The sequence below is a fragment of the Bacteroides salyersiae WAL 10018 = DSM 18765 = JCM 12988 genome, assembly GCF_000381365.1.
Classification (GTDB): domain Bacteria; phylum Bacteroidota; class Bacteroidia; order Bacteroidales; family Bacteroidaceae; genus Bacteroides; species Bacteroides salyersiae.
Window position 1 is genome coordinate 1,486,157 of the sequence record NZ_KB905467.1, and the last position, 25,625, is coordinate 1,511,781.

Genomic DNA, 25,625 nt, shown 5'->3' on the forward strand with positions numbered 1-25,625 from the left:
ATTACTTTGAGATTATTCTAAATTCAATTCTTCGTGACATTGGGTCTAAAGAGACATCATATATATTATTCTTCTGTACTCGATCTGAGAATGAGTAACCAACACTAATCACTTGCTTCTGGACAAACTCTTTTTGTTCGGAGCTTAAGTTGCAGTTATTAAATATATAACTATATACAAGGTTTGCACGTCCCGATGATAATTCGAGGTTTCGTATGTATCCGTAATCCGTTCCTCTCTCTCCATCCCATAAGGGGTCAGTATGTCCCTCAATGCGTAGCTCTATGTTTTTCCTGTTCTGTTCTTTCCATATTGTCATTGTCCTGGAAATTAAAGATGAACCAATATGTCGCAGATAATTCTTCAATTCTTTTTGCATTATTGGTTCGTTTCTTTGAACGAACAAATCTTTTCTGATATCCCTATTGGTCAATATGATACTACCCCTAATTGTATCAAAAGTGACTTTGACATACTCATCATATACAAATACATCGTGGTATCGTCGGATTAGATTCTTCAAGTTGTTTTGTTTCAGGGAATCTATAATATCCGCCTGTTGTTCCAAATCTAAACTTGCACGTTCGAGCGAAGCCAAGGCTTCTTCATACAATTTTTGTTTTACAACAGCTTCCTGCTGTGCTTTTTCTGCCTCAGCAACCTTGTCGTTATAATGATTGTAAAGAATAGCACTCAATATAATGAATACAACAAGGAAACCAGACATTAGGTCTGTATAACTCATCCAAAAGTTATGCTCTTCTCCAAAATCTTTCTTAAAAAGTTTTTTCATCGCAATTTATTTCCTTTTACATCATAGTGATGCTCCGTTCCTTGTGTAGTTGCCGATGTTACTGAATTTGAAAATTGAACAATTGAATCGTACAATACTGGAATAATAATCTTACGATAGGTAAGACTATATAGACCTTTCTTGTTGCCTTTGCTAATTTGCAGGTGCTCGTTATCAAACTTCTCTATATTTGAATAACTTGAAGATAAAAGAACCTTATTCTTATTTTTATCAAACAGCCCTATCTTGGATTTACATGCAATGCGTACAATCTCTTTATTTACAAAGTTGCTTTCAATGTAGTCTGCATTGAGTTTATATCGCAACTTCTGTATCCACCACTTTACAATAAAGAGTGTACATAAACCTGCTATTGCTAAGCATCCTAACTCAACTATATATTGATGATATATAAAGACTTCTTCGTAAAACCAGTGGTCTATCTTATAAAAGACTGTTCCTGTCAGTCCTGTTATTGTAGCAAACCACAATACCACAAACGACAGACAAAGAAATAAAACAAATCTGTTCACAAAGCGAATCTTTACAACCGAAACAGGTTGGAACGATATATTCCTAAAAGTGTCAAGTGTGAACGTTTCAGTACTTGTATAAGTAGATTTTGTAAATACTTTAAATACTCTACTGATAACAGAATTTATCATTGGCTTATATCTATTTGCAGGTGCAAACGCAGTACCACATTTCCTACAAAACTTAGCGCTAGCAGGATTCTCTGCACGACACTCTGGATTAGGGCATTGTATATTCATTTTATTTTAATATATTTCCTTTTAAATCTATATATGTTACTTCTGAACCTTTATGACAAACAAAATACCCCTCTGCTTTCTCTATGCGATCATATTTGCATGGAATAATTCTATTATAAATATCCTCCTTTCCATACCAGTGCTTTTCAATAGTCCAGTATAAAATACCCAATTTACCATCCCTTGCTATAAAGAGGTATTCAGAATCTTCTGCCTCTGACGGGTCTTCTACATATTCTGGCTTATTAAACCAAAAGAACAACTTCTCAAACTCTGATATTGGTTTTAAATGTAACTCTGGATGTTTAAGATGGAAAGGACAGTTATCTATTTCTTCTATGGGTACATTACTTGCGTTTTTTTTTACATCTTTCAAAAACGGTAATCCACATTTACGACAGAACTTTGCGTTATCTGGATTTTCCGTTAGACAGTTTGAGTTTGAACATTGTATTGACATATTTTAATCAGAAAAGTTATTACGTTAATATTGTTGAAATTCACATATTAGTATTTATATTACACATAGATATCCACAAATCGATGTGTCGATGACAGTATCTCTAATGAGACATCAAAAAATTTTCTATCATATCCTTGTAATCTCTTATGGAATACTCCATTCACAATCTGATTACCGCAATCCCAAGTATTGTCCATTAGTATCCATCGATTGTTGACTAATGATGCGGCAAATATATGATCTGCTATAATTTGATTTTGCACATTATTCCAGCAATTTCGTTTCTCTTCAGTCTTACATGTGATGCAAATAGTAGGAATATTTAACGACCTTGCTAATGCAACAGTCAAATATGTGAAATCACTGCAAACACATTTTTTCCCACATTTTATACTATCAATAGCTTTATGAGTATTTATAGCATAGTCGCCATTGTTATAACTATCCATATCATAATATAAATTGTGTGCAATCCAATCATGAATACACAATAAACAATTGTAATCGTTGTGCGAGAACTTACATATTTCTCTGGCTAACGTATTAATTTCAGGCTTATGACATTCTATGCTCTTTGTTGATATGGTGTATTTTAATAAATCATTTTCAGAAATAGGAATATTATTGATAAAATCCATATTCGGCTCATAACATAGTGGGAAAATAAAACTTTTGTCATCTTTACACGCATCTATCATAATGTTCTCGTGCATTAGTGCTACTTTTTGTGCCTTGCTCTTATTTGCTATGTATAGATTAATGAAATATCTTCCTTCTTTTAATGATGATATATCTAAATTGCTATTTGACCTTTTCATAGTCTTATTCAGATGTATATTTCCTAAACTCCCCTGAATTTCTACAATAAATTCATCAAAAGACGGATACCATGGTATTGAACAAAACTTAAGATACCTATCAGAAATTACTAATTCTAAGTGTTCTGAATAATATGAAGTAATAATATTCTTTGTCTTTATATTTCTATTATACATATATTGAGGAACCACATTTAGTACAATATTTATCTATTATCTCAATTACTTTTTGCCCACAATTTATGCAATATAATGATTGAACGTCCTTGTTGGATTCATAAAAAGGCCACAATTCATCAATATTGCGTTTCTGCAAATACTGTTCTAATACATTCAAGAGGTAAGGAACTTCTTCTTTAAGATTCTTAATGTCAGAATATATATTACTACTCTTCAATTTTAGAAAGTCTTCTCTCTTGAATAAAAGAGATACAGTATCATCATCATCAAGATAACGAGACCACAATGATGAATTTTGTATGATACATTCTAAAGTAAGTATAACTATCAATTGGGAAAAGTAATCTGTTTTACTCGATAGATATTTATTATTTTCACGGGCATTGGGCAATTGAAAGCCACTATAGCCTAAACAGTTGTCCTCATGACCTTTAAGAGATGGAACAAACATTGAATCATAATCAATAAGAATCGGAGTGCCTTCCTCTGATATACATATGTTATTATGATGTATGTCTCCGTGGGATATACCCCTTTGATTCATATCCTTGAACATCTCAATTAATGATTCCTTCAATAATATTAACTGCTTTATATCATTGATGTGGATGTTTATATACTCTTTCAAACTACGCCCATCACACCAATCCATTAATAAAGCAGAGAAATATTCTCCATTGAAATAGATGGCATTAGATAGATACGACATATTTAACAAATATGGAGCAGGATGTTGCTCAATATATTTTGAAATATGTTCGCATATTCCTTTAGAATTAGTAGATTCGGATTGCCACATTCGTAAAGCTTTAATATTTCCTGATGAATAACGTATTTTTGTTACTCCACACAGGTTGCCTTTACGAAAAATAGGCCTACCTTTTTTATTTAAGACGGGCTCTGAATTTTTAAGACTTTCACCTACAAAGGAAGTCCTAAAATCCGAAAAAATTGTGCCAATTGCAACTAAACTTAAATCACTCATTTGAATAGATTATCAGGAATATCCGCACCTGAAACTTTTTGTGCAACAGGTGGAATCCTCTTATTCATCTTAGGATAAATATTAGCAGCATCAACATATGAACTTAGAGGACTTAATGCCTTTATATCAGTTGCTAAAAGAGCCATTTGCAGACCTCCAAATAAGGCTGGTACTCCTTTTATATCCCAATCACAATATTTGTTTTGAGAGTCCTTAACTTCTGTAATCTTAAATAACAATTGATCCTCCTTATCGTCATCATTAACTTTGTCTGAATCCCATAAATCAGGTTTGTGTCCTACCAAATATAAAGTTAGAAAAATCATTAATTCAGAGAAATAATCTGTATAGGGCTGTAAATATTTATTTTTATCTCTAGCAGTAGGATGCTGATAGCCTGCTTTCCCTTTAATTGTTTCAATTGAGCCTTCAAGAGCTGGAACAAACATTGAATCATAATCAACAAGTTTCAGCGAACCATCCTCAGTAATCATAATATTGTCATGTTGAAGGTCCCCGTGCGAAATTCCCAAAGAATGCAATTCGTCTGTCATTTCAAGGAATTGACGAGCCAATGTTAATATAGATTCAGTGTCGCTTTCTTCTACACAATCGGAAATATATTGTTTCATTGTTCTGCCTTGGCACCAATCCATCAATATAATTGGATATTTTTCACCATTGAACATATATCCTTCAGGAATATATTCAAAGTTAATTAGATACTTAGATTGATGTGTGGTAATGAATTCACTAATTGCTTTAGATCGTTCCGCCATTTCTTTTTCATTCATTTCATTAAGCCATAAGCGTAGCGCTTTAGGTTTTCCATCAATCTCACATTTATAGATTTTGCACCAACCTCCTTTTCTCGCAATAGGACGATTTTTCTTATTCAACAACACTTTCCCTGCTTTCAAATTAGCTGGAATCATGGTCCAGTCATTAATGACTGTATCGCATATTGTTTCTGAATATTGCTTCATATTTAATCTTCGATATTATCCTTATGTTGAGTCTCTATTTCATTTGTAGATGATTCCTTATGTTCTATTGTTTCAGTTTCGGTACTATCTAAAGTGAAGTCGTCATTATTATGAATAGTCTCTTTTGGATGAACTACTTCTTTTAGAGCCTTCTCCTCTTCATATTTTTCGCGTGGATCAATGATTGCAGTAACACCGAATTCAAGTTTTTGGGGATCTCCTATTTCTATTATTAATGCAGTTGAGTCATCATCCCCCATATTCTGTCGACCTGTTTCTGGGTTTTCTCTTCGTTCATTATCAATCAATTTTTGGAATTCTTCCTGTGTCTGTATTGACAACAATTGATTGATTCTACTAATAGAATTAGAAGCATCGTCAAGAATCCAAGCAGATACATGATCTGTTGTTAAAAGAAAAATATCACCGCTCTCACAACTAATATCTTCTATGTATGCCTCGTTTTCTAACCATGTACCTTTTTCATCTAATTGATCTGGGGCTTGGCTAAAGTCATAATACCCAGTTGTATCAGAATATTTAAATTTGTCTACTCTAACATTTTCATTAGACATTACGACATGTTTAATTATCAATACACCATCTGACTTATGAATGTGAAGCAGTGCACTATCTCCTAGTACAGCACATTTCCACCTAATGTTGTCATTTTCGGTCTCACCTAGGGAAAATTTCATTCGTATGTATGTTGCATGAGCATACTTACCCTCTTGATATAAGCGATGGGCATTTCTAGGCATACGCCCTTCTGCAATTAACGTCTCTTGATACTCTTTCCATGCACCGTGTATATTTTCTGCATCATATACAGAAAGTCGAATATTGTCTGAACCAGACTTATACCTTGATAAAAGTTTTACATAATATGACTGTCCCATACCTTCACTTACACCATCTACGACACTAAAGAAGCCTTTTGCAGGATCCGCATATAATGTATCTTGACAACTACCGAAAGAACAACCAGGATAAGGACAGACAAAGCCTCTTACGAGGTTCTGTTTTGATTGCATAATTTCTTTATCTTGATTATCAATCATATAATTTTGATTTTGTTTATTAGAACTTAATTTCTTTATTTTTCCAATAATTACAGTTACTATACTTAGTAAGAATATATTTATTTTCTTTAGAAGATATTTCATTTTACCCCAAATAACGAGGAACAATATCGGTCTATTCAACTGAGAATGATAATGCAATTTTATTACACCGATATTGTTTCCCTAATTAATGATGTTTTTACTTCATCTTTACTCTAGTTCCGATGCTTACAAATTGACCGGCATATGCAGGATCCTTAATGTTTGAGCAGAAAAGTCTTCCGCCTTTGGATATACCTAATCTTTGTATAGGTTCACTATTATTGACTATATCATCAGTAACCTCTGTTGAAATTTCGAACATAAGTTTTGAGTAATCATCATAGCAGTCCTCAATATTAGATGGAGCTTTTAATTCCTTTGCATTCGGTTTTGCAGAAATATGTAAATTAATTATTAACGGACTTCCGTCAGCAGTCTGCAAACTTTTAATATCTTCTATGGCTTTACGTAAATCTGCCGTATTATCAGTAGGCTCACCGTCTGAAATATTTATAATAACTGGCACAGGATCTCTTTCTCCATCGTGAGATTGATTCCACTGTTTTAAGACATTATATGCTGTCATATAAGCAGATGCCATAGGAGTTCCTCCACCATGAGCAGGAGTAAGGATAGGTAAAATCTCAAGATTGGAGATAACAGACTTTTGGTAGTTATATTCTTTACTAATAACATCACTATATTTAGGAGCCATTAATAGTTCTGCTTTCCAGTTACCCTCGTCTTTTTCGTCGTCTGGATTTCCCTTTCCACCATATCCTATGATAACAAAACAAATCTCATGCTTAACTTCCTCGTCATCATCGGATGTTTGTATTGTGGCCTGTTTAATAGCTTCAGTGATACAAGCATTCACTAAATCTGCAATATGATCTGCAATGGCATGGCCATCAATAGGCATAACATCTTCCGTTGAGCCAGATTGGTCTACAAGGAAAACAATCAAGCCTGGGTTCTCTCTGGTAAATCTGTTTGAATACATAGTCTATAATTGTTTATTATTTGAATGTTGAGTTTATCGCATCTTTTTGACCTTTGTACCTACTCGAAGAATATTTACAAGTGCACTAGGATCATTTATATTCATCATAAGGATCTTAGAATTAGCATTTGCATTTCCAAGACCTTTTTCTGATATACCAGAGATTAAATCCTCTGTCATGTTTGATGAGATAGTAAAAAGAAACTGAGCGAATGGGTCTTCACCAAGAGCATTAGCATTATCAGGGAAACGCACTTCATTCCCATCCAATTGACTAATCATAATATTAAAAATACGGGGGAAACCATCCGCAAATGAAATCTTCATGATTTCATGAGCTTCTATAGCAGTATTTGTTAATGCTGCCTCTGTACAATAGCCTGTTTCATCGGAAGGTGCTCCATCTGTTATATTAATTACAATAGGACTAGGATCTTCTTCTCCATCTCTACCTTCACTCTTCCACTTGTTAATATGCTGCTTTGCCATCTCAAAAGCAGCAGCCATTGGCGTTACGTAACCTGCGACTGGTCTTACGACATTTAATATAGATAATGGACCTGCAATAGTGTCCATTTTTTCTTCCTTATGTCTATTTGCAATATCAGAAAGGTAACCTTCATAAAGCAATTGTGCAGAAGTGTTTGGTTCACCACCGTAGCCAATAATTACTACCTTTTGATAGTCCCGAACCTCTTCATCGTCATCTCCAACTGGTCTTGTAGCTATTTTTACCATTTCAGTTAATACGATGTTGATACTATCTGCGGCAATAATAGCCAAAGGCTTACCATTAGCTACGCTAGCACCTTCCATAGAACCTGATTGGTCTATCATAAGTATAACCAATCCCGGATGTTTTCTTGTTGCATTATTAGTGTACATAATTTGTATATTTAATGATTTTAATTTGTTTTCCATATTATTTGCTTATTCGCTTCTATAGCAAATAAAAAGCGTAGGTTTCTCTAAAAAGGTCCAGCTCTTGTAAATTGATTTATGTGCATATTATTTAATTACTGGATCATAATACAATACCTAATCTTTCTTATTTTTAATAATTCCTAATTACCACAATTTAGCAATAGAGTCTATTACGGATTGGTCTATCAAAACAGGTCTATCCTTATCTTCTTTAATTAGTGAACCATAGAAACTATTGGAAGCACTAATCCAATTTAACAACTCAGCAGCCCTCATTACTGTCCATGGGTGCGATGCATCAGCAATGGATATGAACTTAATGACCTTACTCATTGCATTGTAATCCAATTGTTTAAATTCTATTGCCTGCTGAATGAATGTCTGGTAATTCATATTATTGAACTCTTTAATTGGCATTCCCGCCATCTTCATGAATGCACAAATTGCAGCATCTTTATTTTGGCAACAAAGTAATCCTGTGCGGTCTGCTGTAAATTCAGACATTCTATCCCAGTAATATAATGCATATTGCAGTGGAGCTGCAGCGATACTACCAAATGGAATGGCGTCTATAACCATATTTATTACCTGAGCCATCATATGGTACAGCATGTGATTGCTCTTTACGTGCCCACATTCGTGACCTATGATAAACATGATTTCATCATCATCGCAAAGATCTATCAATCCAGAATTAAGAACTATTATCGGATTTTCAGAACCAACAGTGAATGCATTGATTCCATATCCCCATTGAATATATAAATCCGGGATATTAGGAATGTCTAAAATCTGACAAGCATACTGTACATACTCATAAATGTTCGGATAGTTATCTTTTGTAACTTTTAAATTACTACCGGTATACTGTACAGTATAAATCTTTTCAATTGTATGCTTAGTAATAAAGTCACCTACAACCTTTAAGCCAGGAGTTTTCTTCAAAGCTGTCAATGCTTTTTGGTCAAATGGATGTTCATATTGTGAGTGATCCAAGCCTTTTAGTATTTGCTTATTCTTAATCATATATCATATAATTACTATTGTTGAAGTGAAATAAATTGTTCCAATTGATTGAGTCTACTATTATACATGGGATGTATATTGCTCAACTCAAAATATCTTGCGATTTGATTTGTCTCTTTAATATTTGTGTTACATAACCTTGTGAATAAAGATTTAATGTGCAATATACTTTTTACACATATCAACCCAGCTCTGTCCGCAGTATATTCTGCACATCTATACCATTGATTGAGTGGAACATCTATCAAATCAGATACGATAGGCCCCAAAATCTCAGATTTGTTATTTAGATTATCTAATAATCCTTTAATAGTATGACACATTAGGTTCTTCTGAAGAATGTGCCCCAGTTCGTGACCTATCATAAATTTCAATTCCCCATCAGGCAAACTAATCACCGCCTTACAACTGATAAGAATGATTGGAGCATTGTCTGTTCCTACGCTTAATGCATTTATACCTTTGAGTTGATTAGTAATATATACTTCCGGAATGTCCTCAACATTCAAAGATTTATAGCAACTTTGAAGGACATCATATAAGTGTGGATAATTACTTCTGCTGACTAATTGCCCTGTTGATTTTATTTTTTTGATTTGCTTTTTACAGTATTTATCGGCAAATAATTGAAGTGTTTTACGAACCAATCCATTTGAAAGGATTGCATCCATATAATTATCGCAGGGATATGCATATGGAAGAGACATTTCTTTCTTTTGTGAAAGAAATTTTGAGGATTTCACAGATTCTACAATCTGTTCGGCCTTACTCTTTAACTTTGTATATCCTTCGGTTAAGGGCATATCTTACAATAAATCATCTAATTCAGTACTCATTCTACTTAACCTATCATATAATTCGCTTGCCTTGGCTTTCTGTGACTTATTTTTAGGTATGAATAATTTGTTTTGCTCAGGGGCAAATGCCGCTGCTGAATACGCAATTTCTGAGAATGATGATTCATTCATCGGAATGCAATTATCTGAAATTTCTAATTGTTCACCTAAATAATCAACTGTGTCATTGTCCATCAAGCATAGAATATGCTCATACGCTTCCGGGTGTTCGCACAAATATCTTCGAACGAAATTACGCTCTTCAGCGGTTACAGTTCCTTCTACATAACAAGCAATCAGTTCATCACTTATTTTCATACCAGTCTTTTTTAATCTGTTCTACAATAGCTTTGACTTCCTTGAGTGCCCTTGCCTTATTCATATCTACATAGTGAGCATCAGGAACGACTATCTTGCCGTCATAGAAGGTTACTTTATTCTCTTTCTTTCTTTTTGCAACCATCATTTCAGCAATCTCTTTGTGATTATATCCTTCAAGTTCTTTGATAAGTATGAAGCGATAGTCATCATTCTCTAATCGGTTGATGGCCTCCATGAGCATTACCAATTTCTGATTACCAACTTCCGGTTCAGGTTCTGGCAACGGTTTATCTCCGCCATTTACCACAATAGAGCCATCTTTTCCCCCTAAACCTATCAATTCATCTTTCTTTTCCAGGAATAAATGCGATGCAACAGAGCAGAACCAAGTTCTGAACTTGCATTTCCACTGGAAGGATTTCAATGGTTGCCAGTCACCTCTTTTGCCTTTGAATTGTATGTATAGACAATTAATCAAATCTTCAAGATATGCCAACGAATCGTAATATCTCCACGCATAAAACTTCAAGTCACTCTCGTATCTGTCGTATAGCAGATAGAGCATAGCTTCTTCGTTTCCTGCAATAATGAGGTCAACAATTTCCTTGTCAGTCATGTCTTTGTATGATTTATATAAAATCATTTCAAATATTCTTTATTTAGCAGTTAAACAGTGCTTAGCAATTTTCACACAAGCATATCCTAATCCATCAATTAAAACTCCAACGATAGAATGTTTGTCGTCTGCCTCACTTACCACTCCTTCAAGACCTTTCAAAGAACCAGATGCTACATAAACTTTATCGCCAGCATGCAAGTCACTGATAATTGTGACTTCTGTTTCTGCATTTTCAAGCATAAATTTTAATCTGTCTATTTGATAGTCTGGGATAGAAGTAGCAAATTTTCGTTTGTCTTCATCACTGCCAGGTAAAGCTAAGAGTCTGAAGATATACGATTGATTGCGTAACCATTCTTCTTCGTTTACAGTTGCACGAACAAACACGACCATTGGCATAATAAGACGATTGACTTTTTTCTTTCGATCGCTCCATTGATGTATTTCTTGTTGTGTAGGGATATACGTTTCATAACCAGCCTTGCCCAATTGAGTAGCTGTTTTCTTCTCACAATTCATCTGAACAAGAACAGCAATCCAACGTTTTGGGTGCGCTTCGCGGTCGTTTGTCCCATTGGCAAACGATTTTTCTGTCTCGTGGTATACATCTTGGACACCCATATTATTGTCATCTATTCTTCGTTGAAGTGTTTAATAAATTCTTAAAAAAGTCAATAACAAAACACTTGTCATCATTTTGAATCCGACTTTACTGATCCAATCAAAACACAAAAAAGCGCAGACCCAATTGTCATCCGCCTCCAGGTATCGCCAAACACCCACTGCACAAATGAACAATTTTGTCTACGCTTCGTTATATTATAAGAAGAGTCACAGTTACCTCTCATTCTCAGAAAATGAAAGGTAAGAATAGATACAAGTTATAATAATACGAGCTAAACAACCGTTGACTTATTTCTTGTGCAGTCTCATTAAATTTGGCGATTTTAGAGACAAGAATTAGCTTACGCTCGTTAACTAATATTTTTACTTCAAACAAATTCCTTCGAACTTGTCTATGTTCGCAAAATTAGATAAAAAAAAGAATTATACAAACAAAATTCTCATTATATCTAAAAAATAAAAAAGCAGCATGAAAATTATCTTTCATTATTCATGCAGATGAAAATTCATGCTGCCTAAAAATTGTCCATGTGCAGTACTCTTCAATTTGGCGATTTTAGAGACAAGAACAATTAATTTATTACCATTCGAAAATCAGACACAAGTATTAAAACGTTGTAAAAGTATAATAAAAATAAAACATAACAAAACACGATAAAACTAAAATAGACTTAAACAGTCAAAAAGTGTGCTCAAACACATCATATTAGTGTATATTCTGCAATAATTATAAAAAGAATATTCTTCAAACAAATGAATAAAATAAGAACAAGATCGCATTAGTATCAGGTTTCGATAATTGATAAAATATCAACTAACTCTATATTCAATCAACGAGAAAAAACGGTAGAAAGAATATACATGGTATATGATTTAAGTCATATAATACTATAAATCAACCATTTCATAGGATCTATACCCTACATACAAAACATTAACTTTAACTGTACGTTAAAATTAATGTTTTGTCTTCAAGAAATGCATCTTTTAACTCCTTAAAATATAATTCTTGCCACAAAGAATAGAATAATAGAAAACGGGAATTAACAATGTTAAATGGGAAACACACAAATTCTCTGTAATGACTCTCCGTTTTATTCTTTTTCATCCTGAGTTTATTCTTATTTTTGCATTCAAATTGAAAAAACATGAGTTCGATCAAACCACGTATCCACAAACTTCTCGACGCTCTTAATGAGGGGGTATTTGAGAAAGAACACACCATAGCCCTTTCTTTATTGGCGGCCATTGCCGGAGAAAGTATTTTCCTGTTAGGTCCTCCGGGAGTAGCCAAGAGTTTAGTAGCACGAAGACTGAAATATGCATTCAAAGAAAACAATGCGTTCGAATACCTGATGTCACGTTTCAGTACTCCGGATGAGATTTTCGGGCCGGTATCGATCTCGAAACTTAAAGATGAAGATACCTATGAACGGATTACCGAAGGATATCTTCCTACAGCATCAGTGGCTTTCCTGGATGAAATATGGAAAGCAGGACCGGCCATACAGAACTCCCTGCTGACAGTAATCAATGAAAAGATATACCGGAACGGACAGTTTACAGTGAAAGTCCCGTTGAAAGTACTGATAGCGGCTTCTAACGAACTATCGGCAAAGGGAGAAGGGTTGGAAGCACTTTATGACCGCTTCCTTATCCGGCAATTTGTGGGCTGTATCGAACAGGAATTCGCTTTTGACCGGATGATTGCTTCGACAAAGGATACAGAACCGAATATACCGGAGAAACTGCCGATCGAACAGGAAGAATACTGCAAAATACAGGCGGAGGCAGAGACAGTGACCCTGCATTATACTTTCTTCGAACTGGTGCATACCATCAAGCGGACAGTAGAGCAATATAATACGCAACGGGATGCCAACCTCCCTCCTATTTACATCTCAGACAGACGTTGGAAAAAGATCGTAGGGCTGTTGCGTACTTCGGCTTACCTAAACGAATCACCGGCAGTAAACTTTGTCGATTGCCTGCTGATACCTTATTGTATATGGGATGAAGTGAGCCAACTCCCTATTGTGGAGAATATCGTGCAACAGGCCATTACCGAAAGTATAAATACATATCTGTTGGGAGAGAAACAATTGGAGCAGAAACTCGATGCTTTGAAAGAAGATATGAAAGCCGAACATAGCCTGCGGGAAATCAGTGACCCTGCCATTCAGGTGGTCGATACTTTTTATCACCGCATCGAAGGATAGCGGATAGCCGGTAACCTGCTAATGTTTGCTTCCGACTATCAGAATCAAAAGCGTTTTAAAATGACTGCCGGCATTCGAAGAGAAGAGATCGTGACACAATTCCACCCGAAGTGACATTACCGGCATTTGCGAAGGCAACGATCTCAACAGCCTGCTCCCTATCGAATATTGTTATCTGGCAGAGAAATCCCTGCAACCGATATTCTTCGAACGGTATACCGAAAAGAAGCTACGGATATATCTGTAATCGATATTGAAAACTGTGTGCTCCGTGCAGCTAAAGATACATTCCAATCTATCCGGATAACATATCAGTAATAATTGAAGGTTACTTATACCAAACAGATGTCAAGGAGCTAACAAAGAAGCGCTAAATCACTGATAATCAATCAAAATAAAACTATAGACTCCTACATAATAAAAGTACATATTCTTGATACATAAAAATATACACTTTTATTATGCAGGAGTCTATAGTTATCAATCAAGTTCTGATAATTGAATATTTCTTCCTTACCTGATTCGTTATTACGAATTGATTATCATATAAAAGTCAATAAAACAACCCAATCAACAGGCGGCATATGAAATCTCCTCCAATGATTCCGACAAGAGCAATAATCCAAAGCCGGGACTGTTTCAAATTACAGGATACTTTGAGAGCCTGAAACATCCAGATAAGAGAAAATATTATAAACGGAAGACCGAGTAATGACAAGAAGATAGCCCAATGCAGATTAGGAATAGCCAGTATCTCAGTAGGTGCCATTGTAGAATCTACTTGTGCGATCGCTTGCATAGGGGGTAATAAATAGATCAGATTCATTCCGATCATCGGTAATTGAGCGAACAGGACAGTTCCGTAAACATCTACCATACGGATTTTGGAATGGGAAAATATCTTTCCACCTATATAAAACAGGGTTGCCGGAACTAACCACACCATCAGATGCTCTGCCCAATAACACCACCAAGCGGGATTGGGAGCAGGCCCGAAGTGTAATAATCCATGATAATGATAACCGGATAACCAACTCAGCAAGGTGGAAACAACCAAACCTAATGCTCCCCATAGTAATGCCTGTGTCCCTGCAATCCGAATAAACGGATTTACTACTCTTTCAATCTTCTGATTTTTCATTTTTCTTCCATTTTAATAAGTTTCTCAATCAAATCATCCAAAACATTCCGAACGGTAGGATAGCTTATTCCCATACTTTTCGCCATGTCTTTTAAGCTACCGCTCGACTTTACAAAAGCAAGAATAAACTGCTGTTCTTTCTCTGATAAACGGGCCAACAAAGGCAATTCAAAATCACCGCAAACTTCGGTACCGCATTCTCCGCAAAACATACGTCCTACTTTCAATGGAGACTCACATGCAGGACATTGCAATGGCAAACGTTTTTTCAATTCATTCATATCGATTATTTATGCTTGTTTATAAAAGTGCTCAACGAAGAGATCAAGGTAGTATTCACCGGTAGAGAGGAATCGGAATAAGCGACTGACTGCTTCTGCGGATCCATCGTATCACAATCTTTCAGAACATGATTCATGGAGTCGATGAAGAGCAATCCGGCAGCAGGTTTAGCTTTCTTCAACAATTCGGCATCTTGTGTGCTAATTTGAATATCACGTTTACCTTGAACTATTAATACCGGTATTTTCAGAGTCGCAATGACCTCTTGAGGATCATACTTATACCATGAGATCAGATAGGGTTGAACCGAAGAACGGTATAAGGACTGCAAGTACATAGGAACCTGTTCTACCTGTTCCCCTTTTTTAAGAGATTCGTTAATGGCAGACACCTCTCTCCGGATCATTTCCGGCTGTGCGGATACTTGTTCTTCTATAATTTCATATGCCGGACGGCCTGCTCCGGCCAATGAGACAAATGCTTTCACCTTTGGCTGATTCCGGCAAGCCAACATACCGATCAATGCCCCCTCACTATGCCCTATCACCGTGATACCGGTAAACCGTTTGTCGTTAGCTAAAAAATTCAACCAACCTTTCACGTCATTTACATAATCTTCAAAACGCAGTAGGGATTCCTCTTTTCCGGCTGCTGCACTGGTTGCTATGCCCCGCTTATCAAAACGAAGTGAAGCAATGCCATTTTCAGCCAATCCTTCCGCTAAATACTTCAATGAATTATTCTTTCCGTGAAGAAGAGGAGAATTACCATCCATATCCGTCGGCCCGGATCCTGCAATAAGCAACACTATCGGACAGCTTTTTTCTGTACTGGGAAGAATCAATTTACCTTTGATCACCCCGTCTTCGGTATTCAAGGTCACCGATTCTACATTCAATGGCATCAATTGTGCCTGACAAAAAAGACAGCAAACAGAAAACAAAATACCGAAAGCCAAGCTTACATGTTTCATATGATTGAAATTTTATATTGATTTACATCTGCAAATATAGATATATTATTTAAATAATTAAATCTATTATTGAATAATATTAAATACTACTTTAATTTTATTCAAGAAACATACAATATAACACAGGAATGAGAGAAATAAAAAAGGGCCGCCTTATTTAATTAAGGAGACCCTTTCATTGATTTTATACCAACAATAATAATACTCTATTTCTTAATTACCTTAGCAGTACTTGTACCATCTTCTGTAGTAAGCTTGATAATATATTGCCCACTTATCAAATCAGAAACAGGCAAACTCGAAACATTTTCAGCCTGCTTAACTGTTACTCCCATTAAGTTGATGATAACAACATCACAAGGAGTTGTGAAATTCAATACATCCACTACCGGATTAGGATAAACAGACACGCCAGCTCCCTGCTCAGTAGAAGAAATACCTGTAGCATTGCTAACTTCATTTAATGAGAAGATATTCTCAAGCTTTTGATCAGCAACCTGAGTTTGAGCAATAGCCAGTTTTGTACCAGAAGCTGCTACACCTGTAGCAAGATTTGCAGGGTTAGCTTGAGTCATTGTTCCGTTAGTAGTATCGATCCAGAAAGTAAGAGGAGTTTCAACTGCATGAGAAGCAATAACAGCAGTATGTCCTATCATATAAACATAATCACCACAAACTGTCATTCCACCAAATTCTTCTTTCTTTGAATTCGCATCACCTTCATTGACTTTTGAAGCTACGGCATTGTTCACATCCAAAGTATTTTTGTTTAAAACAGCAACATATAAATCATTAGTAGAAACAGCATCTATATTTTGGTCAAAAGCCAATTTAGCATTAAACGTACCACCAAGCAACAAAACATCACCTTTTACAAGCATTGATTTAATAAAACAATAGTTACCAGAGGCATCATGAGTCGTGGAGTATTTTTTAGTCAATGAAGAACTACCATCAGCTAAATCAATAATAGACAAAATATGTCCATATTCAGTTACACCATTTTCTTGAGATAGATCGAATGCTTGTTCCTTAGAACCAATAGTCAATGTTTGCTTACCTGAAGCTACAAAACCGGAATATAATTTTCCCTCAGCAACTGCGAACGAAACAGATTGTACAGAAGATAGATCTGTACTTTTTCCACCTGTTACACCCATATTAGCTAAAATTCCGTCAACCTCTAACTGATCATTCAAAGAAAAGACAGCACCGGAAACTAAATCACCATACCAAAATCCCCCTCCGTCAAGATCAAAATAACCACCTTTAAAAGAGAAACCATTATTCTCTGTCAGTCCTTTATAAGAAGCCGAAGCATACAATTTTCCATTACTATACGCAATATTATTTATATCAAAACGATAATCGCCTGCCTCTGGGAAATACCCACCAGTAGCCTCCAATTCCGGCAAAGGTTTAGACACAAAACTCTGTACAGCCTTTAATACACCATTAACATCATACTTGGCTACAAAACCGGCAGCTTGATCAGCAATAGGAGTACCATCCATTTTAATGCCCTCTTTCACTTGGGTATTACCATCCGTACTGCCGAATGTCAATTCATCTGCAAAGTTTCCGGCAATATATACATTCCCGGCACCGTCAGTGGTTATCGTCTTTATTGTTGCAGCACCTGTAAGAGCAACTCCCCATTTTTCAGCACCATCAGTACCATATTTTAATAAATATGAACTGGTAGCAACTGCTTCTATCTCTTTACCGCCAAAAGTAAAACTCTCGGTAAAAAGACCGGTTGCATACATATCTCCCTGTGCAGAAACAGCCACAGGATTACTATTATTTACATTTGCAACAGAGAGAATATCTGTCTGAGATTTCGTCCAACTGTTAGTTACAGTCGGCTGAGCTTGTACTGTCAGCATAGCCGCAGCACAAAAAGCAAGCAGTAATACTTTTTTCATAAAACAATCTTTTAATAATTAAACATATAGATAAATACATAGAGCCATCTTTGTTATGATTGAGAACCAAGTCGTCTCAATCACAACAAAAATGTTTTCTTTTAGTTTGCCAGCCCCGGATTCGCTTCTATTGCTTCACTGGGAATACGAATTGTGTAGCGGGAATCGTTTTCTTCCAGAACATAGGTTGTCCCACTGTACGTTTTTTCCAGACGAGGACGGGTTGTCCGTCGTAAATCAAACCAACGATGTCCTTCAAAAGCTAATTCACGAGTACGCTCGTCGTATATTTCCTGCAATAATTCATCACGCCCCATTGCATTAATTGCCGTCTCCTTCTCTGTATAAGCAGCAGCTTTATAACGTTGTTTGATTAACGTCAACAGATAAGTCCGTGCCGCAGGTATAGCAGACTCTCCCGTCATTAATGCAGCTTCGGCAGCATTCAGATAAATTTCTCCAACTCTGAAAGAACAGGAATACTGATTGCTTCCGCCTTTAGCAACCAAAATATTGGAAACGGTTACTTGATTAAAATATTTCGATCTGCGCAAATCGCTCGAAGTATACATTTTCCATAAAGTAGTATTCACTTTCGCAGCACGTACGTATTGAGCAGTCATCACCTGTTCCAATGCCAGAATATTCTCCGGAGAATTATATTCATTCGGCAATACGGTAGAAGAAGACATATCCACCAATTGGTCATTCACCTGCAAAACTGCCTGTGATGCTTCGAGAGACTTTGCCCATTCACCCATATACAAGTACACACGAGAGCGAAATGCATTGACACTTAAGGTATTGAAACGATAGTTATATCCCAAATCCCATTGATCTACATTCAGATATTTTTCTGCCTCTGCAAGATCTGATAAAATAGAATTATACACCTCGGCAACCGTATTACGGGACAAGGTAACCTCCGTATCACTATTCAATTTCAACGGAATAGCTTTTGTAGTAGCAGGATCACAATTCGTGTAAGCTTCACCAAACAAATTGACTAACAAAAAGTGCATATAGGCGCGAAGCATATAAGACTCGCCAACCATCTGGTTCACCTCGTCAACAGTCCCTTCCTCAATCATCTCTTTTGATTCAATGACATAATTGGCGATAAACGATGTATGATAGAACGAACGCCAACTGAATGCCGTCGTATTTTCCGACGGACTCACATCATTCCATATCCATATATCCTTGTAAGAATTCAAATCTTCGGCAGCAAGAGTTCCATCCATTGTCATCTCGTCCGAACGAAAGGTAGCTAATCCTCTGTCACTTGGTACATAACTATATGCCTGAGTCAATAATGCCCTGAATTCTGCAGCGGTACGGGGAATCACCTTTCCTACCGGTTGTATATCCAGATATTTGTCACAACTGTATAAAGCCGCTATACAAAGCAAGGCACACAGTAGTTTTATATTCTTTAGTATCTTCATAATCTGTTAAAAATTCATGTTAAGACTGAAAGTAAACGACTTAGGTATAGGTTGTGCAAACTGATTACTCATGGTTTCGGGATCCAAGAAATTCTTATAATTAGCACCGAAAACAAACAGGTTGCGACCTTCGAGAGCAACGGTAGCCGAACGGATACCCAATGTATGCATAAGTGTTTCGGGAAGCTTATAACCAACCCGGATATTTTGTAACCTCACATGATCCGAACGCTTCACCCACGTATCCATCATCTGATAAGTGGAGAATATATCATAATGTGAATATTCCGCCGTACGCTTTGTATCAGACAATAATGCCGGAAAATCCGTATTGGTATTTGTAGGTGTCCATCTGTTCAATATATCCCGATTTGTATTCATTCCCCGGTCAAAGCTCGTCAGCGTATAGGACGGAGCTACTCTTGAATACATTTTCAAGTTAAATATAAAGTTGACAACCACTTCAAACCTTTTGATATTGAACGTATTCACAAAACCTCCCGAGAACAGAGGATCACTCGAACCGATATATGAATACAAATTACGTTGTTCTTCGGCAGACAAGGTGCTGGCTCCTGCACTATTCAACTTCAACAGTTCTACCGCAGTTACTTTTTCACCCTCCTTATTATAAAACAAAGGATATCCTTCATCGTCCAATCCTGCCGATTTATAAGCAAAGAGCGCCCCTACCGGATAACCTTCACGTCCGGGTGTCGTCTGATTGGATGGTACTGTTTCACGCAAAACTTTATTCTGATTATATCCCAAATTGAAATTCGTAAACCAGGTAAAACCGTTGCGATTTATATTACGGGTGGTTAATGCCACTTCAAAACCGTCATTACGCATACTTGCCCAGTTGACATAAGTCGACATAAAGCCGGTTTCAAGCGGCAACATTTGCAAAGCAATCAAATCTGTACCTTTACGACGATAATAATCTACCGTAATATTCAGTGCATTGTTGAATAGAGCGATGTCCGTCCCGAAGTTCATTGTTTTTGTCTTTTCCCAACGTAAACGTTTGTTGGGCGGAGTTCCCAATACGATCATCTCTTCTGTCACATCCGGTAATATGCTGACATTATTATAATTTCCCATTACATATGACGAAGTACTCTTATCAATATTTCCCTGCACACCATAAGAAGCTCTAATAACCAGATTATCGATCTTCTTAAAGTCTTTCATAAACGGTTCATTGTTGATTCTCCAAAGTCCACTGAACGAATACAACGGCAGAAAGCGATATTTCTTAGAAACCCCGAATATGTCAGAACCATCAAAACGAACACTTCCTCCTACTGTATAGCGTTGAAGTAAGGAGTAAGAAGCCGTTGAAAAGAAAGAAGCATACGCATTTTCCTGATAGGTCTTAGTGTGCAACGGATACGAACGTGCCCAAGATTCATTCGGAAATATCACAGGTTTAGTGGTCAAAGTCTTACGGTCATAGCCATAACCTGTACTCGTCAAAGAACTATACCAGGTTTTCCTGATTTCCGTTCCGACCATCATTTCAAATTCATGAATGTCATTATAAGAATCACGATATTCGGCCTGACTCTTCCAGTTCACCTGAGAATTGCTGCTTGCCGTTTCCGTGTGCTTCCCCCCGTCCGGCAAGAAAGACTGGTTGTTGAGAGAAGACATCGTTGTACGTTCTTTATCCTTACGCATTGCATAAGTATCGTGATCGGCAATCGATTCCTTAGATACGGCATCCAATTGCAGACCAACTTGTGATGTAGCTTTAAACTTATCATTAAACCGAAGTTCTACATCGAAAATAGCCGATAAGGCATTAGTGGTCTGTTCATACGAAGTATTATTCCGTTCTTCGAATACATTGAACTTCAAATCCGAATCCCCTTTTCCTTGAATATCGATGTCATAAACGTAATTGCCATCTTCATCAAAAGGCGTTTGATAAGGATTTGCCCTACGTGAATAATACACCGGATTGGAGAAACCATCCGAGTCTGTAAGATTGGATTTGTTAGTTCTGCGATTAGCAAATAAGGACGCACCGACTTTCAACATCTTATTGACTTTATAAGAAGTCTTTAAAACCATATTCAGACGATCGGCTTCCACACCTTTCACATTACCTTTCTCATCATAATATCCCAAAGAAGTATAATAAGTAGCCTTTTCAGAACCACCGGAAAGACTGACATTATATTCCTGATTGAAAGTACCACGGAATAGAATATCATTCCAATCCGTATTTATCGAACGCAAATTGGTAATCTCATTCTGGGCTTGCGTTGACAGTGCACTCCATCCCCCGTTCTTATAGGCATTTGTCAATCCATAACGGGAAATGATACGGGCTACTTCTCCTTTATTTTCACGATACGTATAGTCACTTTGCAACAAATCAAGTTCCAAGTTCACCTTTTCATCCGAAGTCAGCAAATTCAAACGATCGATATCAAACTTAGGAGAATAAGACAACTTGGTAGAGAAAGTAATCTGTGGTTTCCCTGCCCTACCGTTTTTAGTGGTAATCACGATGACACCATTTGCCGCACGTGCTCCATAAATAGCCGTAGCAGCAGCATCTTTCAAAACAGTGATACTTTCGATATCGGCAGGATTCAAACCGGCAATAGCCGACTGATAGATGTTGTCGATATCTTTCAAGTCTTCCATAGTCGGAATCTCCGTTCCTGTCATCGGCACCCCATCGAGCACCCAAAGAGGATCTTGTGTACCGTTCAAAGAAGCAGTACCACGAATACGAATCTTAGGAGCGGCACCGGGAGCACCCGAAGAAGCGATAGAGGACAACCCCGCTACCTGTCCGGAAAGTGCCTGGTCGATACTCATGACCGAACCGATCTTGTCATCGGTAATATCAAGCTTGGTAACTGCCGCCGTCAGTTTACGACGTTCGATAGTCTGGTATCCCGTTACAACAACCGCATCAAGCATATGTGCCGACGGTTGCAGTACAACCTCATAACTGTTTTTTCCGGCTGCCAGATGTATTGTTTGCGATTCATATCCCACATAACTGCACTGAAGGCTGGTCACACCTTCCGGCACATTAATAGTAAACTTTCCATCCATGTCCGTTATCACCCCCAAGGAAGTCTGGCTGCTGCCCGCTTTCTTTAAGTTTTCGGATGACACAAACACAGAGGCACCGATTAAGGGCTCTTTGTAATCACCGGCGATAACTACACCTGTAATTTTTCTTTCTGCCGCACTTGTTCCAAAGGCGATGACACAGCAAAGAGAAAATAGTAAATAACTGATTGTTCTTTTCATTAATACAATATAAGTAGTTAGTAGTCAGTAGTTAGTAGTTAGAATCTATGCAGCATATCAGCATGGTTCTGCTCCCGCCCCGAATGGATTCTAACTTCCAACTCCTATATTCTAATTTCCAATTTAGATTCCCAACGCAGTATTGATGCGCAGGATCATGTCTTTATAATGATACTTCGTAGCTATATCCGATGTTCCCAAACGGCTTTGAAGCAAGTCTTTGATACGAAGCAACTCGCCACGCTTCACAGAAATCGCATCCGATACGCGGTTTATCTGCGAGCCATAGAAATTCACCTCACGACGTGCTCCCATGCGGTCGGCATCCAATGAACGATGGGCGTATTCATCGCAACTGCAAACAGCCTGCTGATGATCCAGCAGGAAATGGTCGTTCATCAACTTCTTACTGAATTTCACACTTTCATTCTCGGCGGCAGCCGTAATCAAAGCATCCAAGAAATTCTTCTGCAAGGCACGTGTCATTACATCGGGAATCGCCCCACGCTCGGTCGTAGCAAAAATAGTACGGTGTAAACCGTCCATCAGTTCTACGGCCGTGAAAGCTTTCTTTCCATTTACCGATTCGTTTTCGAGCATGCGCATCAGACGCGTATTCGACAGCAAATCCCAAAGGATATAAGATTGCGCATTTTTCAGAACTTGTGTAGGCGCATTTTCAACGACTCCCATCGGAGTATTGCGAAGCAGATAAGTATACTCTCCCACCTCAGCATCGAACAGCCATTTCGGATAAGTCAACACTTCATCCAGCAGGAATTTCAATGCGGCCTGTTGCTTCTCTTTTTCTACGAACGTATACGTTTTCTGTCCGTCACCAACAATCGTATTCTCAAGATAAATGCCACCGATATTGGCCATTACATGATAAAGATAGTTGTTCCACTGATTGATAACAGCGTAATACAGACGGGAAGCCTCTTTATACGTCTGCCCCTTCTCACCGGTCGTAGTCCACTTTATTATTTCAGGAACCACACGCTTCAGATTTGCAATACCCAATTGAGAGGAACGTATGGCATCATCTCCCAGATCCTCATTCTGTGCACGCGGGTCTACGGCATCGCGCACATCCTGTGCTTCACTATATTTATAAAGACGGTCCGTATGACGGCTCAGGAAATCATAAAGCAAATCCTTTTCCGCTTCCGGTGTCTCCTTACCATACCAACGGTATCCATATTCAATGGCAAACAGATCATAAGGACCGATATGCGGTGAAAGTGCGGTTACTCCGTCACCCGGCTGAGCCACATAGTTGAAACGGGCATAATCCATGATAGAGGAAGAAGTAGAATTCATACGGTCGGTGAATGTCTTGGAACGCAATGAATCCGTAGGGAATGCCCATGACCCCATCATGTTGTGGCGTAATCCCAAAGAGTGACCTACCTCATGGCATGCTACAAAACGCATGGCGTCTCCCATCAACTCATCAGAGATCTTTACTCCACGGGCTTCGGGACGGATAACGCCTGTCTGCACGGTAATCCATTCTTGCAACATACCGAGTACATTGTGCCACCACATGATATCGGCTTCAAGAATCTCGCCCGAACGGGGATCTAGAATAGAAGGCCCCATGGCGTTGGCTTTGGTAGAAGCAGCATAAGTAAGTACGGAATAATTCACATCATCCATATCTATTATCATGCTGTCCGTCACTTCCTTGGCAATAATAGCATTCTTAAAACCGGCACGTTCGAAAGCAACCTGCCAGTCTTCTATACCTTGCTTGATGTATTTACGCCAACGATATGGAGTAGAATTTTCGATATAGAACACGATCGGCTTGGCCGGTTCTACCAACTCTCCACGCAAATAACGTTCGCGGTCTTCCGGTTTCGGTTCCAGACGCCAACGGGTAATGAATTGCTTCTCTTCTACCTTCTGCTGGCCATCGCTATAACTTAACAGCGGATTAGTGAAATATCCGACACGGGCATTATCCAAACGGCCTGTCATCGGCTTTTCCGGAAGCAACATCAGCGAAGAGCTCACCTCTACCGTAACATATACGGAAGTAGTTCCTTCGGTCACTTTTGTCGTCAGTTCGGAAGTAGCCACCACGTTATTTTCAAACGATTTGATGGAAAGAATACGAGACAGGTTCTTTATGGCAGACGTGCCGAGATTGATATTGGTAAATACATTATTGATACTCGTCTCCGTCCCGTCGTAAATATCATTCACTTTAATCACCATCGCGGTAGAGTCGTTATTATACGCTTCTACTTTAAAACCGGCTATCAACGGAGAGATATAGTTGTTACGCACCGACTCACTGATAGCATCTTCGGCAGGCGAAAGCGGCAATACGCGACTTTGACGAATCAGCAATTTATTGGTTGCCTTATCGAGTTCAAAGCGCACCATCTGATTTTCATAATTCACTCCGCGATTGACTCCCGCTTCGTTCAGTTCTACGGGAACACGCTGCAATTTGTTCACAACCAACAGATCCCTTCCCAATAAATTCGATGGTACTTCAAAGTAATAATCGTTCTTCTTTTGGTATACATTAAACATACCACGCCGAACAATACTACCGTCTCCGGTCAGCTTTTCATACTCATTTTTAGATTTAATACTGTCGTTGGATTCTGTTTTTTTCTTCTTGCGGAACAATCCCATAGTGTCAGGGGTAGAAGTTCCGGCATACGATACAACGGAAGAAGCACACAAGAAAGTACCTGTGGCCACCGTAATTAGCAGGCTTGTTTTCAGTTTCATCAAGTTAATCTATCAATTATCACTGTTACTCTTTATTCTACTCAAAGAATAAAAGGGGGCTACAAAGATAATAAAACTATCAATATGAATAATTAAACGCGACAACTTTTGACGTTTTTTCTTAATTAAACCGAATTTTGC

At 37.6% G+C, this 25,625-nt stretch carries 21 protein-coding genes and 3 pseudogenes; 2 read left to right on the plus strand and 22 right to left on the minus strand.

Translation table 11 applies throughout. From position 1 onward, the window contains the following. Position 1: 1 nt before the first annotated feature. The 15 genes and pseudogenes from HMPREF1532_RS17565 to HMPREF1532_RS17630 form a co-directional block, all read right to left on the minus strand. Positions 2-793: an OmpA family protein gene (locus HMPREF1532_RS17565; protein ID WP_005932492.1), complete on the minus strand. Its 792-nt coding sequence runs from the start codon at positions 791-793 to the stop codon at positions 2-4. After that, positions 790-1,566, minus strand: coding sequence for a zinc ribbon domain-containing protein (locus tag HMPREF1532_RS17570; RefSeq protein WP_005932495.1), 777 nt, complete (start codon positions 1,564-1,566; stop codon positions 790-792). Before HMPREF1532_RS17570 ends, HMPREF1532_RS17565 begins: the two co-directional genes overlap by 4 nt. Position 1,567: 1 nt before the next feature. Continuing rightward, on the minus strand, positions 1,568-1,942 hold the full coding sequence (locus HMPREF1532_RS17575; protein WP_044097530.1) for a hypothetical protein: 375 nt from the start codon (positions 1,940-1,942) through the stop codon (positions 1,568-1,570). Between the two features lie 6 nt (positions 1,943-1,948). Continuing rightward, positions 1,949-2,026, minus strand: a pseudogene (locus HMPREF1532_RS22070) (zinc-ribbon domain-containing protein); the annotation flags it as partial. Positions 2,027-2,085: 59 nt separating this feature from the next. Then, entirely contained in the window at positions 2,086-2,847 is a 762-nt protein-coding gene (locus HMPREF1532_RS17580) for a transglutaminase domain-containing protein (protein WP_167556087.1), read from the minus strand. Between the two features lie 169 nt (positions 2,848-3,016). Then, complete coding sequence (locus tag HMPREF1532_RS17585) at positions 3,017-4,012, minus strand: AarF/UbiB family protein (protein WP_005932503.1); 996 nt, start codon at positions 4,010-4,012, stop codon at positions 3,017-3,019. Further along, a complete protein-coding gene (locus tag HMPREF1532_RS20590; protein WP_005932505.1) occupies positions 4,009-4,998 on the minus strand; it encodes a protein kinase domain-containing protein in 990 nt (329 codons plus the stop codon). Before HMPREF1532_RS20590 ends, HMPREF1532_RS17585 begins: the two co-directional genes overlap by 4 nt. 2 nt (positions 4,999-5,000) lie before the next feature. Continuing rightward, positions 5,001-6,164: a hypothetical protein gene (locus tag HMPREF1532_RS17595; protein ID WP_044097531.1), complete on the minus strand. Its 1,164-nt coding sequence runs from the start codon at positions 6,162-6,164 to the stop codon at positions 5,001-5,003. A 97-nt stretch (positions 6,165-6,261) separates the two neighbouring features. Then, positions 6,262-7,107 carry a vWA domain-containing protein gene (locus tag HMPREF1532_RS17600; protein ID WP_005932512.1) on the minus strand — a complete coding sequence of 282 codons (846 nt, stop codon included), beginning with the start codon at positions 7,105-7,107 and terminating at the stop codon, positions 6,262-6,264. Positions 7,108-7,140: 33 nt separating this feature from the next. After that, positions 7,141-8,028, minus strand: coding sequence for a vWA domain-containing protein (locus HMPREF1532_RS17605; RefSeq protein WP_025819067.1), 888 nt, complete (start codon positions 8,026-8,028; stop codon positions 7,141-7,143). Between the two features lie 147 nt (positions 8,029-8,175). Beyond that, positions 8,176-9,057, minus strand: coding sequence for a M48 family metallopeptidase (locus tag HMPREF1532_RS17610; RefSeq protein ID WP_005932517.1), 882 nt, complete (start codon positions 9,055-9,057; stop codon positions 8,176-8,178). Between the two features lie 14 nt (positions 9,058-9,071). Next, entirely contained in the window at positions 9,072-9,860 is a 789-nt protein-coding gene (locus HMPREF1532_RS17615) for a M48 family metallopeptidase (protein WP_005932519.1), read from the minus strand. A gap of 3 nt (positions 9,861-9,863) precedes the next feature. Further along, the gene (locus HMPREF1532_RS17620) at positions 9,864-10,211 is read right to left on the minus strand and encodes a hypothetical protein (protein WP_005932521.1); all 348 of its coding nucleotides are present in this window, start codon (positions 10,209-10,211) and stop codon (positions 9,864-9,866) included. Beyond that, positions 10,198-10,857 (minus strand): RNA polymerase sigma factor, encoded by a 660-nt coding sequence (locus tag HMPREF1532_RS17625; protein ID WP_224203005.1) that lies wholly within the window; start codon positions 10,855-10,857, stop codon positions 10,198-10,200. Before HMPREF1532_RS17625 ends, HMPREF1532_RS17620 begins: the two co-directional genes overlap by 14 nt. 12 nt (positions 10,858-10,869) lie before the next feature. Further along, a complete protein-coding gene (locus HMPREF1532_RS17630) occupies positions 10,870-11,454 on the minus strand; it encodes a UpxY family transcription antiterminator (protein ID WP_005932524.1) in 585 nt (194 codons plus the stop codon). Positions 11,455-12,605: 1,151 nt separating this feature from the next. Between HMPREF1532_RS17630 and HMPREF1532_RS17635 the strand changes: the two are divergent. Both HMPREF1532_RS17635 and HMPREF1532_RS21850 read left to right on the plus strand, forming a co-directional pair. Beyond that, a pseudogene (locus tag HMPREF1532_RS17635) lies at positions 12,606-13,673 on the plus strand (AAA family ATPase); the annotation flags it as partial. Positions 13,674-13,718: 45 nt separating this feature from the next. Further along, positions 13,719-13,914, plus strand: a pseudogene (locus tag HMPREF1532_RS21850) (hypothetical protein); the annotation flags it as partial. 315 nt (positions 13,915-14,229) lie between these two features. Here HMPREF1532_RS21850 and HMPREF1532_RS17640 read toward each other — a convergent pair. From HMPREF1532_RS17640 to HMPREF1532_RS17670, 7 genes are all read right to left on the minus strand, one after another. Further along, positions 14,230-14,817, minus strand: coding sequence for a YIP1 family protein (locus HMPREF1532_RS17640; protein WP_005932527.1), 588 nt, complete (start codon positions 14,815-14,817; stop codon positions 14,230-14,232). Further along, positions 14,814-15,098: a DUF2089 family protein gene (locus HMPREF1532_RS17645; RefSeq protein WP_005932529.1), complete on the minus strand. Its 285-nt coding sequence runs from the start codon at positions 15,096-15,098 to the stop codon at positions 14,814-14,816. The genes HMPREF1532_RS17640 and HMPREF1532_RS17645 overlap by 4 nt, the downstream gene beginning before the upstream one ends. Before the next feature lie 5 nt (positions 15,099-15,103). Further along, positions 15,104-16,072: an alpha/beta hydrolase gene (locus tag HMPREF1532_RS17650; RefSeq protein ID WP_005932531.1), complete on the minus strand. Its 969-nt coding sequence runs from the start codon at positions 16,070-16,072 to the stop codon at positions 15,104-15,106. A gap of 206 nt (positions 16,073-16,278) precedes the next feature. Beyond that, positions 16,279-18,000 (minus strand): T9SS type A sorting domain-containing protein, encoded by a 1,722-nt coding sequence (locus HMPREF1532_RS17655; RefSeq protein WP_005932533.1) that lies wholly within the window; start codon positions 17,998-18,000, stop codon positions 16,279-16,281. Between the two features lie 101 nt (positions 18,001-18,101). Then, entirely contained in the window at positions 18,102-19,448 is a 1,347-nt protein-coding gene (locus HMPREF1532_RS17660; protein WP_005932535.1) for a RagB/SusD family nutrient uptake outer membrane protein, read from the minus strand. 6 nt (positions 19,449-19,454) lie between these two features. Beyond that, positions 19,455-22,730, minus strand: coding sequence for a SusC/RagA family TonB-linked outer membrane protein (locus HMPREF1532_RS17665; protein ID WP_005932538.1), 3,276 nt, complete (start codon positions 22,728-22,730; stop codon positions 19,455-19,457). A gap of 123 nt (positions 22,731-22,853) precedes the next feature. Further along, entirely contained in the window at positions 22,854-25,484 is a 2,631-nt protein-coding gene (locus HMPREF1532_RS17670) for a zinc-dependent metalloprotease (protein WP_005932541.1), read from the minus strand. Positions 25,485-25,625: the final 141 nt, after the last annotated feature.

Bases quoted from the DNA above. Each gene is read 5' to 3' on its own strand.
- HMPREF1532_RS17610 (WP_005932517.1), bottom strand. From the start codon at position 9,057: ATGATTAAGAATAAGCAAATACTAAAAGGCTTGGATCACTCACAATAT.
- HMPREF1532_RS17605 (WP_025819067.1), bottom strand. From the start codon at position 8,028: ATGGAAAACAAATTAAAATCATTAAATATACAAATTATGTACACTAAT.
- HMPREF1532_RS17655 (WP_005932533.1), bottom strand. From the start codon at position 18,000: ATGAAAAAAGTATTACTGCTTGCTTTTTGTGCTGCGGCTATGCTGACA.
- HMPREF1532_RS17625 (WP_224203005.1), bottom strand. From the start codon at position 10,857: ATGATTTTATATAAATCATACAAAGACATGACTGACAAGGAAATTGTT.
- HMPREF1532_RS20590 (WP_005932505.1), bottom strand. From the start codon at position 4,998: ATGAAGCAATATTCAGAAACAATATGCGATACAGTCATTAATGACTGG.
- HMPREF1532_RS17670 (WP_005932541.1), bottom strand. From the start codon at position 25,484: ATGAAACTGAAAACAAGCCTGCTAATTACGGTGGCCACAGGTACTTTC.
- HMPREF1532_RS17640 (WP_005932527.1), bottom strand. From the start codon at position 14,817: ATGAAAAATCAGAAGATTGAAAGAGTAGTAAATCCGTTTATTCGGATT.
- HMPREF1532_RS17565 (WP_005932492.1), bottom strand. From the start codon at position 793: ATGAAAAAACTTTTTAAGAAAGATTTTGGAGAAGAGCATAACTTTTGG.
- HMPREF1532_RS17630 (WP_005932524.1), bottom strand. From the start codon at position 11,454: ATGGGTGTCCAAGATGTATACCACGAGACAGAAAAATCGTTTGCCAAT.
- HMPREF1532_RS17600 (WP_005932512.1), bottom strand. From the start codon at position 7,107: ATGTATTCAAACAGATTTACCAGAGAGAACCCAGGCTTGATTGTTTTC.
- HMPREF1532_RS17620 (WP_005932521.1), bottom strand. From the start codon at position 10,211: ATGAAAATAAGTGATGAACTGATTGCTTGTTATGTAGAAGGAACTGTA.
- HMPREF1532_RS17650 (WP_005932531.1), bottom strand. From the start codon at position 16,072: ATGAAACATGTAAGCTTGGCTTTCGGTATTTTGTTTTCTGTTTGCTGT.
- HMPREF1532_RS17645 (WP_005932529.1), bottom strand. From the start codon at position 15,098: ATGAATGAATTGAAAAAACGTTTGCCATTGCAATGTCCTGCATGTGAG.
- HMPREF1532_RS17615 (WP_005932519.1), bottom strand. From the start codon at position 9,860: ATGCCCTTAACCGAAGGATATACAAAGTTAAAGAGTAAGGCCGAACAG.
- HMPREF1532_RS17595 (WP_044097531.1), bottom strand. From the start codon at position 6,164: ATGAAATATCTTCTAAAGAAAATAAATATATTCTTACTAAGTATAGTA.
- HMPREF1532_RS17665 (WP_005932538.1), bottom strand. From the start codon at position 22,730: ATGAAAAGAACAATCAGTTATTTACTATTTTCTCTTTGCTGTGTCATC.
- HMPREF1532_RS17580 (WP_167556087.1), bottom strand. From the start codon at position 2,847: ATGAAAAGGTCAAATAGCAATTTAGATATATCATCATTAAAAGAAGGA.
- HMPREF1532_RS17585 (WP_005932503.1), bottom strand. From the start codon at position 4,012: ATGAGTGATTTAAGTTTAGTTGCAATTGGCACAATTTTTTCGGATTTT.
- HMPREF1532_RS17660 (WP_005932535.1), bottom strand. From the start codon at position 19,448: ATGAAGATACTAAAGAATATAAAACTACTGTGTGCCTTGCTTTGTATA.
- HMPREF1532_RS17570 (WP_005932495.1), bottom strand. From the start codon at position 1,566: ATGAATATACAATGCCCTAATCCAGAGTGTCGTGCAGAGAATCCTGCT.